Here is a 12,751-nt window from a genome sequence, read left to right as displayed (position 1 = left end):
CTCGGCTTATTTTTATTCATTGGTATCTTCATCACCAAAATGAATTGTTGTTTGCCCTTTATTAGAGGTAGTTTTAGCTGCTTTATTTCTCTTGATTACTTTCCTCGATTCTTCATCGGCATCAGTTTCATTACCTGCATCAGTTTCATTACCTGCATCAGTTTCATCACCTGCATCACCTACATCAGCTTCATCACCTGCATCAGCTTCATCACCTGCATCAGCTTCATCACCTGCATCAGCTTCATCACCTGCATCAGCTTCATCACCTGCATCAGCTTCATCACCTGCATCAGCTTCATCACCTGCATCAGCTTCATCACCTGCATCAGCTTCATCACCTGCATCAGCTTCATCACCTGCATCAGCTTCATCACCTGCATCAGCTTCATCACCTGCATCAGCTTCATCACTTTTAGCTTTTGAAATCAAATCATCTGATGCGTCTACAAGGTCAATCCCAATATTAAGCTTTTGCCATTCAACAGAAGTTGTAACAGGTATAGAGTTTAATACCTCACATAAGTTATCAAACTCAATATCAACACCATAAACATTTCCTCTGATTTTTAATTCTTCTAAATACTTTTCTATATCGCTAAGAAACTCAGCTCTTACAAGTCTGTTTAATTGAGCTCTAGTTGCTACTTTATTGACTTTCGAAGAAGTGCTCAGTTTTTTTATCAAACTATCAGCTTCATTCTTACAATCTTCATACGAACTTTTAATTTCATAACCTTTATCTGTACAATATGTAAGAAAGTAGTTTGCATGTAACTGAAGCCAATCCCAATCCTTAGGCCCACTTGCATAACTTTTTGGCACTCGTCTTAAAAAAAGACCGATTAAAGGGCAAGATATGAAAATACCAAATAAACTACTTCTTTCATTTTGAATAAGAGTCTTACTTATAGGGAATGAATTTTGTCCCCTATGATTGAGGAATTTACTATAGTTTTCCTCAAACCCCCTTTCGCTGGTAGTTAATGAACGATAGCTAAGAGAACCTAAGCTTTCCCTATTTGCATCTTCTAAAAGGGCTGCATGTAAAAAAGCAACAATTTGAGAATGAATTAAATACCCAGAGGCTCGCTCTTGACTTAATGAGCCAATAAAGCTGAGATAATTATCGTATAAACGCACCAATGAGCTATGAGATATATCAATATCATCCCACCGTGTTTTTACTTCTGCAATCCATTTAAAAAGAGAGTCGTAAAATGTATTTGATGAAGAGTTAATATTGTTTATGTTTTCTTGTTCTTCTTCATTTTCATCCTCAAAATCTTCCTCTTCAAGAATTTCAGACCAATTAGGCATTGATAATGAACTTGACTGTTGAAGAGAATTTAGTAACTCCTTCAAACCTTCTTCATCTTTAACATCAGAATTTAGAAGCTCAATTACCACTGAAAAAAGTGATATTGAAGATAAAAAAGATGTTTCAACACTATTAATGTACCCTGAAGCAGTTACCTTTAAAAAATTAACTAAATACCCTAACTCAAAATTGTCTTGGATAGATTCTGTTGAATTATAAATAATCCCTTGAACAGGACTTTTGTTAGGGTTATTCAAAGCTAATGTTGAACTCTCAGATGTATAGACTTTATGAACCTCTCTGAACCACTTATCTAAAGCACCATAATCCTTTGTTAAATCTAAGCTTTTTATTGAGTAGTGAAAATCTTGCTTTAACTTAATTAATAACTTAGTTTTATTATCCCTATCCTGTTTTGTCTTATTTTTCTTGCTATCAATCCCTGAAATTTCTTTCCTTATCTTAGTTAAATTCTTAGCAGTTATTAATTTATTTAGAACCCCATCTAATTGTAATGAGATACCTTTTTTACCAGGAACACGAAAGCAACCAAGTGCATGGGCATGTTTTTTATTCTGTCTTAATTGTGCCAAAATTGCTTTTTGAGTAGTTTCAACAAGATTTTTATATTGTTCGCCGATAGAAATATAAGTAAGAATTTTTTCTAGTGTTGAATCAAGATTTCCCGAATCTCTGTAAGCAATCGCTAAGTTTTTAGGATAAGAAGCTAATACCATCCATGATAATGCTCTACCTATATCCGATCTTATATGCTTGCTAATTAATGTTAGAAAAGTAAATATTCGAGCATTAACATCCTCATTATCAGTATATGGGTGTAAATAGTTAAAACGTTCCCAAATGTCCTCTTCACTCCCCCACTTCCAGAAAAGCTCTAAAAGCTTTTTCCATGAATATTGAGCTGTACTTAATTCTGAAGCCCTAAATTCGAAGACATTAAAAGCAGTTCCTAAAACCCCCAAAATGCTTATACTGAATTGCTCAACATTACTCTTGCTTATTGATCTACTATTCAAATCATCTAATGTTTCAACTTGAAATGACATTTTAATTGCTTTGATTATTTGCAGTAATGTCCTAGCAGGCAGATTTAATATAAATTTATAGTAAGCTACTCTTTCACTTTCTTTGGTTACACCATAAACATTGATTAGTAAATTATCTAAAAACTTTTCTAGAGTAATTTCTTTATATTTTTCAGTACCATTTCCGCTAACCACCATAACGTTAGTTTTATAGTTATCTCCTTCAATACGAGTGGCTTTTTGATGTAGAGTTAACATATGAACGCGGTTTTCAGGTTTCAAAACCTTCATCATGTATTGTTCTTCAAGCTCATTTGCTTTTAACATTACTTTGTCGTTTTTGAAAACAGGCAGGTGTTCATGGTTATGGAACTGCAGAGAAGGTCTTTCATAATCCAGCACATTTCTACCAAGAGATTCTAATTGTGCAGCCCTAACCAACGTAGAGTACAGCTCTATGTCACCAGATATTAATACCACAAGTCGTGGACTTGTAAGATATTTACGAACGGTTTCAAGAACAGGCCAACCTCTTTCAAATTGCGTATCTATATCATCAAAAGTAACCACAAACGCACGTTTATTAATCACCTTCAATGCCCGTAAAAGAAAAAGATTAAACTTGCTCTCTAGATTTCTCCCTTCAGAAGCTTTATTTAAGCCTGTTTCCAAAATATATGATTTATCTTCCCATTCATCACCGTACTTTGATGCTCCAATACCATCAATTTGACATAAGCCCCCAGCTAATTCCTTAAGAGCTTTTTCATATAACTTGTACTCTTCAGAATCTACATTTTTCCTTTCTTTACTCACTGCGTCACGAATGAGTGATATTAGAATTATCAAAACATGCTCTTTTGAAGAGATCAGAGTTGGATCAATTACCTTTATAACAGTAAGGTCTAAAGGGATAGTCGGCTTTCCAAACTTAGCTGGCTGGTCTAAACATGTTAAAACATGACGAATAAAAGTAGATTTACCACTCCCCCGTGGACCACAAATGGTTATTGCATTATGGAATCGATCATAAAACAAAGAACTATTTCGCTCTAAATCCTTAATTGAATGTTCAAGGTTATCAACTTCTTTACCTTCTAATTGCTCTTTAATTTTTTGAAAAATCGAGTCCCTAGCTTCAACCTGAAAAATTTCTTCGTAGCTAAACTCTGTAACGTCAGTAGAGGAGTTTAAATTTAAAATAATTGGTGAAATTGTTTTATTTGATCGTTCCATTATCGTATCCATCATTCATAGACTAATTCTATTAATATCATATATATAATCAATTCACAGGCTAAAAATCATAGTGAAGATAAATAAAAAATTAACACAAACTGAACATGGCAATACTTTGTTATTTATAACAAACCACCTTATAAAATTAACAAACAACTGTTATGATTTATGAAAAATAACAAAACCTAAATTACCTATGTTTGATAACAAGTATTGCTACTCCTTTCCGACTGTAAGGGGCCAACAAGCTGGCCGACCATTTTATATTGCGACATGTCCATTAAGGATAATTCCTAAAATATTCCTTTTTGATGAAGAAGAAGTACCAGCCGAGTTACGGGCTCAAAGAAGTTTAAATAGAACACGCCTCCCAGAAATGGTCCGTTATTTAGTTGATAACCCAAAAGAATATGTTTTTTCATCTTTAACGGCGTCAGTTGGTACAGAAGTACGTTTTATTCCTCATGAGGGCGCACATGACCTGGGTATTTTACAAGTTCCAATGGATGCGGAGATTCTTATAAATGATGGGCAACATCGAAGAGCAGCAATTGAAGAGGCTTTGAAAGAAATGCCTGAACTTGGACAAGACAATATATCAGTATTGTTTTTTGTAGATGAAGGGCTCAAGCGAAGCCAGCAAATGTTTGCTGACCTAAATAAGTATGCTGTAAAGCCTAGCCCATCTATAAGTGCGTTATATGATTTTAGAGATTCATCTGCTTGTATCGCTCGATATTTATCAATGGAAGTAAAGCCTTTTATCGGTTACACCGAAATGGAGTTTTCTACAGTTTCTCCAAAAAGCGCGAAACTTTTTACTTTAAGTAGTATAAAACAGGCCACACAAATACTTTTGAGTAAGACTGCTCGCTCTAAGTTTGATGATAGTGACCTACAGTTAGCCGTTAGCTTTTGGCAAGGCTGCTACAGTGCTATTTCTGAGTGGCAACAAGTTCATAGTAAAGAACTTTCACCAGCAAACTTTAGGCAAGAGTTTATTCATGCTCATGGTATTGGATTACATGCTTTAGGGCACTTAGGTCGTTCGCTATTAAGGCAACACCCTGCAGATTGGCAATCTAAACTTCAAAATTTAAATAAAATAGATTGGCGAAAGAGCAACCCAATATGGGACAATAGAGCCTTACACCACGGAAAATTGTCTAAAGCTTCTAGTAACATTAAACTCACTGCCAATATTTTAAGGCAAGCTCTTGATTTACAACTTGAAGGTGATGATAAGAAACTAGAAAAAGAATTTAGTAGTAATCATGTTTGAATTTCAAAACTATGACGATATCCATGACTATATGGACTTTATCGATGATCAGGTTTTTGCTGAGCGCCCTTTAAAAGAGCAATTAGCAGAAATCCAATATTTATATCTACGTGAAAATCAGCCTTGGGTTGTTGCTTTTAGTGGCGGTAAAGACTCAACAGCAATTTTAACGCTTATTTATCTTGCGTTGCTTGGTTTAAGCCCCGAGCAAAGGATTAATAAAGTATATGTAGTATTTTGCGATACATTAGCTGAAGTACCTATCTATTTACAAAAAGCTCTTCATGCACTTAATACCTTACAGCGCAGTGCATCAATTTCTGGTTTACCTATTGAAACAAAGATTATTACTCCAAAAGCTAGTGATACATTTTGGTCTAGGCTTTTAGGTCGTGGTTATCCGGCCCCAAACTTAAAACTTAACCGTTGGTGCACAGAAAAAATAAAGCTTAATCCATTTAAAGATTTTGCTAAATCTGAATTTACAGCAGACCAAGCGCCTATCGTTGTTATTGGTTCTCGCTCTCAAGAAAGTAAGAATCGAGAAGATATTCTTGATAAATACCATTCAGGTAAGAATTTTTTTGATGAGTCTGACCCTCATTATCGCAGGTATGCCCCAATCAAAGACTGGCAAGTTCAAGAAGTATGGCAATTATTGGGACAAAAAATAGCTCCTGGTCAATACGAGGAGATAGGCCCTTGGGAAACTCCTTGGGGAACCTCTAATATTGCCCTTGTTGAGTTATATGACAGCACAAATTCAACAAGTGGTGAGTGTCCACTTGTTGAGACAGCGACATCTCCAGGCTGTGGAAAATCTCGATTTGGTTGTTGGAGTTGTACAGTAGTAACAAAAGATAAAGCTATTGATGGCCTTATTGCTAATGGTGAAGAGTGGCTTAAACCTTTAGCTGATTTCCGTAACTTTTTACACTCAACTACAGAGCCTAGCGTAAAAGGCCTTTACCGCCAGAACCGCCGCAGAGATGGAAAAGTAAGTGTTAAGCACGGAATGCAAGAAGAAGAAAACGTTGAGTTTATTCATGGTCCTTATTTTTTACACCTAAGGAAAGAGTGGCTTGAACATCTCCTTAATATGGAGAAAGAAATAAACCAGCAAGGAAGAGATGTAAGTTTAATAACTGAAGCTGAACTTCATGAAATTAGACATCAGTGGAGAAATGACCCTCTTACGCCAGATTGGTCGGACGATCTCCCAAAAATCTATAAGCGCGTTTACCCAAATGGAAACATTGAATTTTTAGAAGACGATGGAAATGCATTTAGTAATATTGAATCAGAAATGATTGAGCATTTGTCAAAAACTCATGAGGTTGATTCTGAGTTAATCAAAAAATTAATTGATATTGAACTGAGTCTTTCTGGCCTTGGCAAACGACAAGGAATTTTTAATCGTCTTGACAAAGTGCTGAGGCAAGATTGGGGCAACCTTGAAATAGCAAAGCAAAAAAGAGAATCAGAAAAGACGTTGCAATATGCGTTACTGCAAGACATTAACGAAATACAAGCTGAGTTAAATGGCATTGATTCGTTATTAAATAGTGAGCTGTAAATGATCATCACCAAATTAACCTTAAATAACTTTAGAGTATTTGCTGGTAAGCATGAGATTAATCTGACTCCTAAAAAAGATAAGCCTATCGTTTTATTCGGTGGCTTAAATGGTGCTGGCAAAACAAGCATTTTGACAGCTATCAGATTTTCTTTACTGGGACGACAAGCGTTTGCAAATTCATTATCAAACCCTGCATTTATAGAAGAATTACAGAAATTAATTAATAACAGTGATGGTAATACAGTATCAAAAGAAGCCAGTGTCGAATTAGAGTTTAATTTTGTTCGCCAAGGTGAGAATTACCACTATACAGTTACTCGCCATTGGCAACACGGCAATCTAGATCAATTAGTAATCACTGAAAATGGGATAAAAAAACTTGAACTAAATTACGACCAAGCCCAAGCGTTTTTACTTGAGCTCGTACCCGCAGGTATAGCTGATCTCGTTTTCTTCGATGGAGAAAAAATTGCTGAGCTCGCAGAAGATAACTCTGGCCTAGTTTTACAGCAAGCAGTAAAAAGGCTGCTTGGTTTAGACACTGTGAATAGACTTAAAGAAGACTTACGTATTTATTTACGCAAGGCAGGTATAGCTGCAAGCGAAGAAAAACTGCAAGCACAATATAAATTACTAGAATCAGAGAAAGATGAACTGCTTAGCCAAGCGTTACAAAAAAGAAATGAAGCAGATTTAGAGTTCAATGGAATTGCAGAGTTAAACAGAAAAATTGCTGTTGCCGAGCAAGATTTACTTTCGGGTGGAGGAGCTTGGGCTACTAGCAGAGAAGAAACACAAGCCTCTATAAATGAAAAGATACAAGAAAAAGCTGTATTAGAAAGTAAATTACAGCATGAGTTAGAAAATGACTATGCTTTGGGAATTGCTAATTCTTCGATGGAAAAGCTGATTCAAGAAATTGATAAATCTTCAGATAACTTCAAGCGTAAAGCTTTCAAAGAGCAACTTGCAATCTTTTTGGATAGTGAACAAAAATCAGGCTTTTATAACCATAAGCGTGAACTACTCGAAAAAGCTGAGCAGTATAGTAAACCACAAAAAGATGTTTTAGATTTTAATTTAAGTGAACAACAAATTGCGTTGCTAAAAGAGCAAGTACAAAACCGTGCACCTAATGCTATTCAATGCGCGAAAGCTTTAAAAGGCGAATTGCTAAAAACTCAAAATATAATTGAAAATGCATCTTTAAATGTTGCCAGAGCTCCAGAGCAAGAACAATTACAAAAATCTTTTGATAGCCTTAGAGCATTAGAAAAACAAAAGAATGAATTAATTAAAACATATAAAGAGCTATTACTAGATGCCAAAAGGCTTTTCAAAAGTGCCCAAGAAATTACAAGTAAGCTTGTAAAACTGCAAAAAGAAATGAAGTCAGCATTTGGTGAGCAAGACTCATCAATTAGAGCCAGTAGGGCAATAGCATTACTAGAGGATTTTTCAATTGATCTATCCAAAGTTAAGTTAAAGGAAATTGAGTCAAAATTTATTAACTCTTATAAACAATTGACAAGAAAAGATGAACTTCAATTAAACGTTAAAATTGATCCTCACTCATACAATGTTTCATTGGTTAATATGGAAGGTGTTGAAATAGATAAATCTGGTTTATCTGCTGGTGAAAAACAAATATTTGCAATTGCAATGTTAGATGCATTGGCTGCTATATCTGGTAAAAAGTTGCCTCTTGTAATTGATACTCCCTTGGGCAGGTTAGATTCGGAACACAGAGATAAGCTGGTTCAAAATTACTTTCCATTTGCTTCGGAGCAAGTAGTAATTTTATCTACTGATACTGAAATAAATAAGAGTTATACCGAAAGAATGCAGAACTTTATTTCTAGAAAATATGATATTAGCTTTAACCAAACTAATAAAACATCCACTATTTCTGACGGCTATTTTTGGGATCAAAATCAGGAGCGTTTAGCATGATTTTACCAAATAGAGGAATGAAGTTAAGTATAGAAACAGATGACTTTTTAAGACGTTTAAAGGGGAGAACTAAGGTAACTCCAAACGTACTAGCAAGAATAGCCTTTTTTACATCTGTTGAAGCTGGTAATCGCTACAATGGTGAACCAATTGAACTGAATGGCTCACTTTCTTTAGACAAGGTTACATGGCTTGGCGAAACAATGCTTGCAACTGAGCTAATGTTGCAGCTGCTTTACCCTTCCCATAACCAACAACAAAACACAAAAGCTTGGGCTTACCATGTCATGCAAGGCTCAAAGAGCTTTAGAAATGTAAAAAGTATTGAAGATTTAGTTGTTGGGTAAGCTTTGATACTTTAAGAGCACTGTAATCTGAGTGCTCTTAATTATTCCTACTATCTCGTTCTTCTATGCAGAATAGCGTTTAGCCATGTTTCTGTGGCGCGCTCTGGGCGTTGGTCGGCGCTTTGCCATGACTTGAGGATAAATAGGTCTGTGCCTTTGATAATGCTCTCAAGGGCTTGTTCGTTTAGGTCGGTAAATTCGCGACCGTTGTGTTCGCGCTCGCCGTCGCCGTATTTAAACGATACATACACGATGCCTTGTGGCTTTAATGCGCGGGCAAGGTTATTAAATGCGTCGGTTAAGTCGTTTTTTGCTACGTGAATAAGGCTTGCGCAGCACCAAATGCCGTCGTATTTAGCAACGTCGTTTAGCTCTAGAAAGCTGCTTACTGCTACGTCTTGGTTTAAGTATTCTGACGCCAGTTTTGCCATAGCTGGGCTGATATCGAATGCATCTACGCTATAACCACGCTCTTTAAAGATGAAGGCGTCGCGGCCAGAGCCACAACCGGCATCGAGTAAAGCGCCTTTTTTTGGGATCAGCGGTAAGAATTCGTCGTAAAGTTCATTGAGGTCTACATCGAGTGTGGCATCTACAAATGCTTGCGCATTTTGGTTGTAGTATTCGACGGTTTTGGATGCCATTTTACTTCCTTTATAGGGGCAAGATTGCTTGGCGCTAAAATACCATTAAAGCAAGGTAACGCAAAGGATGAAATGTGATTTTAAATGCTAAAAATCAAGGGTTTTAGGGTAGGCATTAGAAGTTAGTTGGAGAGAAATAGGAGATTATAGTTACGAGGTGCGAGAATAAAAAAGATGATCAATTTTAGTATCGCTTGATTAAAGGCTTTTTATTTCATTTATAACTGTTTTCATTCGCTTGGCTAATGGCCTATTGCGATGATGGCATGCATATATATCTTCACAAACGGGGTGCGTTAGTGTGTGCACGTGTATTTTTTCTTGATTATGAAACGCACTAACAGCATGAGCAGGGAGTACAGTGAAGCCAAGCCCTAAACTTACTGGCTCTAGAATTAAGTTGATTTGATTCGAAAAACCACTGCACTCAAACTGAGCTATTGATTCAAACTCTGCAAAGTTCGCACTTAATAACTGTTGTGCATGATGTTTTCCATCTGGGTGATTAATAAAACCTAATTGGCAAAGTTGCTGCCAATCTATAGTTTTGAACTGGGCTGGCGTTATCAATAACAAGGGTTCATTAGCTATTTTTTGCCCTGTAACCTCAAGCATTGTAGGTGCTTGGCTCATAAAACCAATGTCTATTTGATGACTCGCTATGGCCTTTTCGACCCCCGAATTAGGCGCAAACGCATATTCAATAAAAAGTTTTGGGTGCTTTGATTGCAAGCTTAACAATTCGTTATAAAACTTAAGCCCACAACTTCCCGGCGATTGTATTTTTACTCGGCCTTCAAAAGGTGAATCATTTTTTATTTGTTGCTCCAAAAATTGCCATTCTTTTAGTAACTGGCTACCTCTGTTGTATAAGCTTTGGCCCTGCGGAGTAAGTGTAAATTGTTTGCCGTGTCGCTCTAGCAATAAAGCTCCAACTTGCTGTTCTAGCTTTTTAATATGCTGGCTTACGCCTGATTGGGTCATAAACAGTCGCTCAGCTGTTTTTGTAAAGTGATTGACTTCGACTAGTTCACAAAATGTTTTTAACCAAACCGGATTTATCATAACAAAATATACTTATTTGAATGTTAAATGATAATTTAACTTAATACCTAGGCACTCGTAAACTATAAACTCATTCTTATTTAGGAGAGTTAATTATGAGTAATACATACCCACGTACTTTTTCGCATATTGGTATTTCTGTTCCGGATCTTGATGCGGCCGTTAAGTTTTATACCGAAGTATTAGGCTGGTATCTTATTATGGAGCCAACGGAAATAACCGAAGATGATAGCCCTATTGGCCAGATGTGTACTGATGTTTTTGGTGCTAACTGGGATAAGTTCCGAATTGCTCACTTATCAACGGGTGATCGAATTGGGGTTGAGATTTTTGAGTTTAAAAACCAACAAAATCCAGAAGATAACTTTGAGTATTGGAAAACAGGTATTTTCCACTTTTGTGTTCAAGATCCTAATGTTGAAGAGCTTGCAGAACGCATTGTTGCTGCAGGTGGTAAGAAACGTATGGAAAAACCACGTTATTATTACCCAGGTGAAAAACCATACCGCATGATTTATATGGAAGACCCGTTTGGCAATATTTTAGAAATTTATAGCCACAGCTACGAATTAACTTACAGTGAGGGCGCTTATTAATTAAGCCCATAAATTAGTAATTAGCTAGCCATTATAGTAAGTAACGATTTACGAAAGTAGATCGTTACTTATCATTTGGATTTACCAAAATGATGAAAAGTTAAACTTCGATGTACTTGAGTCTTTTTATTCCACTTAACATTGCGATAAAGCCAAATGTTGAGAGATGATGCAAAAAACGAGATATTTATCAATTGCCCTTACATATTTGGAGACAAACCTACCATCAAACAGTAGTGTAGGCTGACGAGCTATTTTAAAAAAATAGCAAGTGCATAAAAAGGAGTGCTTGTTCCAAGCCCTTTATCCCAACTAGGTGGGTAGCCCCATTTTCTGGCATTTTATTATTAATATGCCTTACTGATATTCTCGAGAATATAGTCATTATCATCATTAGGAAAAAGAAGAAAATGGTGCAGTATAGAATTGAGTTGAGTATAAAAATTTTTTAATATACTTCACCCGGTTACTTATATTTTAGTAAATAAACGCGTAGATCTAGCTATGCTTTAAAAAAGTTATTATACATAGGCTGAGTACAGCTCCGATAATAGAAACCAAATGGATTGCACCAATAATTTTATCTAATGTTCTTGTGTACTTTGCGACAAAACGGCCGTCAAACATAGGCGTCGGTATACGAGAACGTTCGAAAAACATTGCGAATATATAAAATGAAACACTTGCACCAATTCCTTTATCCCAACCAGGCGGAGATACTCCATCTTTTTCCATATGCTTATCTATATACTTAACTGATACTCTATAAAACAGCACTCCTGAAGCAAAAGTAACTACTGTAAATACGAGTAGGAAGTAGAAAATAAAGATTTTAAAGTCCATTTCGCTAGTTCTATTTTATTTAGACTGTATCTAAATACATGGCAGTAAACACACTAATTGTAAGCCCTGCCATTGTGAAAAGGTGCAAGAATGCTAAAACTTTATCTACCGGCCTTGCATGTTTTGCTATAAAACGGCCATCAAAAAGAGGTGTGGGTAATCGCGAGCGTTTAAAAAATATTGCCATAGCGTAAAAAGGGGCGCTAGCGCCAACACCTTTGTCCCAAAGCGGAGGGGTAATATTATCTTTTAGCATTTTTTTATTTATGTGTTTGATAGAAATGCGTGCAAATAAGACCACAAAAATAAACGCTAAAGCCATAAAGATGAACATACTTGCCAGAGCAAACTTATCTATACTAGGCATTATAATAACGGCTCTCTGTCATAAATTTTTTCAGTTAGCGACTTCACTTTTTCGTTTACAAATAGCGATGATTTAAATTCTGTATATAAGCCAGTTCCTATAGCTACAACCCAAACATCAGGCGTTAGCATGAGAAGTGTGCTTGCTGCTAACTTGTGGTGTTAGTTATAACAAAACATATTCTAATAAGACCATAATTGAAATACTAAGAATAAAGCCAAATGTAGAAAGAAGATGTAAAAAAGCGAGAAACTTATCAATTGGCCTTGCATGTTTGGCGACAAACCTACCATCAAATAGTGGTGTAGGCTTACGAGCTCTTTTTAAAAAAATAGCAAGTGCATAAAATGGAGCGCTTGCTCCAAGCCCTTTATCCCAACTAGGTGGGGAAGCCCCATTTTCTAGCATCCTATTATTAATATGCCTTACTGATATTCTCGGGAATATAACAGTCATTATCATCATTAGG

11 protein-coding genes are annotated in these 12,751 nt (G+C 36.1%); 5 read left to right on the top strand and 6 right to left on the bottom strand.

Annotated elements, in window-relative coordinates; all coding sequences use genetic code 11:
- Positions 1 to 12: 12 nt before the first annotated feature.
- Complete coding sequence (locus IMPJCBKJ_RS01225) at positions 13 to 3,603, bottom strand: hypothetical protein (RefSeq protein WP_166338293.1); 3,591 nt, start codon at positions 3,601 to 3,603, stop codon at positions 13 to 15.
- A 199-nt stretch (positions 3,604 to 3,802) separates the two neighbouring features.
- Here IMPJCBKJ_RS01225 and dndB point away from each other — a divergent pair, with 199 nt between their 5' ends.
- The 4 genes from dndB to dndE are packed head-to-tail and all read left to right on the top strand — an operon-like array spanning position 3,803 to position 8,767.
- The gene (gene dndB, locus IMPJCBKJ_RS01220) at positions 3,803 to 4,888 is read left to right on the top strand and encodes a DNA sulfur modification protein DndB (RefSeq protein ID WP_166338291.1); all 1,086 of its coding nucleotides are present in this window, start codon (positions 3,803 to 3,805) and stop codon (positions 4,886 to 4,888) included.
- Positions 4,881 to 6,464, top strand: a complete 1,584-nt coding sequence (gene dndC / locus IMPJCBKJ_RS01215) for a DNA phosphorothioation system sulfurtransferase DndC (protein ID WP_166338289.1) — start codon at positions 4,881 to 4,883, stop codon at positions 6,462 to 6,464. The genes dndB and dndC overlap by 8 nt, the downstream gene beginning before the upstream one ends.
- Positions 6,465 to 8,420, top strand: a complete 1,956-nt coding sequence (gene dndD, locus IMPJCBKJ_RS01210) for a DNA sulfur modification protein DndD (protein WP_166338287.1) — start codon at positions 6,465 to 6,467, stop codon at positions 8,418 to 8,420.
- Positions 8,417 to 8,767, top strand: a complete 351-nt coding sequence (dndE, locus tag IMPJCBKJ_RS01205; protein WP_206004031.1) for a DNA sulfur modification protein DndE — start codon at positions 8,417 to 8,419, stop codon at positions 8,765 to 8,767. The genes dndD and dndE overlap by 4 nt, the downstream gene beginning before the upstream one ends.
- Positions 8,768 to 8,817: 50 nt before the next feature.
- On the opposite strand, the gene IMPJCBKJ_RS01200 is transcribed toward dndE, so the two are convergent.
- Both IMPJCBKJ_RS01200 and IMPJCBKJ_RS01195 read right to left on the bottom strand, forming a co-directional pair.
- On the bottom strand, positions 8,818 to 9,411 hold the full coding sequence (locus IMPJCBKJ_RS01200; protein ID WP_166338285.1) for a class I SAM-dependent methyltransferase: 594 nt from the start codon (positions 9,409 to 9,411) through the stop codon (positions 8,818 to 8,820).
- Between the two features lie 198 nt (positions 9,412 to 9,609).
- Positions 9,610 to 10,476 carry a LysR family transcriptional regulator gene (locus IMPJCBKJ_RS01195; RefSeq protein WP_166338283.1) on the bottom strand — a complete coding sequence of 289 codons (867 nt, stop codon included), beginning with the start codon at positions 10,474 to 10,476 and terminating at the stop codon, positions 9,610 to 9,612.
- A gap of 95 nt (positions 10,477 to 10,571) precedes the next feature.
- On the opposite strand from IMPJCBKJ_RS01195, the gene IMPJCBKJ_RS01190 reads away from it, so the two are divergent.
- The gene (locus IMPJCBKJ_RS01190; protein WP_054553420.1) at positions 10,572 to 11,072 is read left to right on the top strand and encodes a lactoylglutathione lyase family protein; all 501 of its coding nucleotides are present in this window, start codon (positions 10,572 to 10,574) and stop codon (positions 11,070 to 11,072) included.
- A gap of 498 nt (positions 11,073 to 11,570) precedes the next feature.
- Here the strand turns inward: IMPJCBKJ_RS01190 and IMPJCBKJ_RS01185 are convergent, their stop codons facing one another.
- From IMPJCBKJ_RS01185 to IMPJCBKJ_RS01175, 3 genes are all read right to left on the bottom strand, one after another.
- Positions 11,571 to 11,915: a hypothetical protein gene (locus tag IMPJCBKJ_RS01185; RefSeq protein ID WP_166338281.1), complete on the bottom strand. Its 345-nt coding sequence runs from the start codon at positions 11,913 to 11,915 to the stop codon at positions 11,571 to 11,573.
- 19 nt (positions 11,916 to 11,934) lie between these two features.
- The gene (locus tag IMPJCBKJ_RS01180; protein WP_166338279.1) at positions 11,935 to 12,282 is read right to left on the bottom strand and encodes a hypothetical protein; all 348 of its coding nucleotides are present in this window, start codon (positions 12,280 to 12,282) and stop codon (positions 11,935 to 11,937) included.
- Positions 12,283 to 12,447: 165 nt separating this feature from the next.
- On the bottom strand, positions 12,448 to 12,738 hold the full coding sequence (locus tag IMPJCBKJ_RS01175) for a hypothetical protein (protein ID WP_138618980.1): 291 nt from the start codon (positions 12,736 to 12,738) through the stop codon (positions 12,448 to 12,450).
- Positions 12,739 to 12,751: the final 13 nt, after the last annotated feature.

The organism is Pseudoalteromonas sp. MB47, assembly GCF_011319765.1.
Taxonomy (GTDB): Bacteria; Pseudomonadota; Gammaproteobacteria; order Enterobacterales; family Alteromonadaceae; genus Pseudoalteromonas; species Pseudoalteromonas simplex.
This window is presented reverse-complemented; position numbering and strand designations above follow the sequence as displayed.

Bases quoted from the DNA above. Each gene is read 5' to 3' on its own strand.
- IMPJCBKJ_RS01185 (WP_166338281.1), bottom strand. From the start codon at position 11,915: ATGGACTTTAAAATCTTTATTTTCTACTTCCTACTCGTATTTACAGTA.
- dndE (WP_206004031.1), top strand. From the start codon at position 8,417: ATGATTTTACCAAATAGAGGAATGAAGTTAAGTATAGAAACAGATGAC.
- IMPJCBKJ_RS01180 (WP_166338279.1), bottom strand. From the start codon at position 12,282: ATGCCTAGTATAGATAAGTTTGCTCTGGCAAGTATGTTCATCTTTATG.
- IMPJCBKJ_RS01200 (WP_166338285.1), bottom strand. From the start codon at position 9,411: ATGGCATCCAAAACCGTCGAATACTACAACCAAAATGCGCAAGCATTT.
- IMPJCBKJ_RS01225 (WP_166338293.1), bottom strand. From the start codon at position 3,603: ATGGAACGATCAAATAAAACAATTTCACCAATTATTTTAAATTTAAAC.
- dndD (WP_166338287.1), top strand. From the start codon at position 6,465: ATGATCATCACCAAATTAACCTTAAATAACTTTAGAGTATTTGCTGGT.
- dndB (WP_166338291.1), top strand. From the start codon at position 3,803: ATGTTTGATAACAAGTATTGCTACTCCTTTCCGACTGTAAGGGGCCAA.
- dndC (WP_166338289.1), top strand. From the start codon at position 4,881: ATGTTTGAATTTCAAAACTATGACGATATCCATGACTATATGGACTTT.
- IMPJCBKJ_RS01175 (WP_138618980.1), bottom strand. From the start codon at position 12,738: ATGACTGTTATATTCCCGAGAATATCAGTAAGGCATATTAATAATAGG.
- IMPJCBKJ_RS01195 (WP_166338283.1), bottom strand. From the start codon at position 10,476: ATGATAAATCCGGTTTGGTTAAAAACATTTTGTGAACTAGTCGAAGTC.
- IMPJCBKJ_RS01190 (WP_054553420.1), top strand. From the start codon at position 10,572: ATGAGTAATACATACCCACGTACTTTTTCGCATATTGGTATTTCTGTT.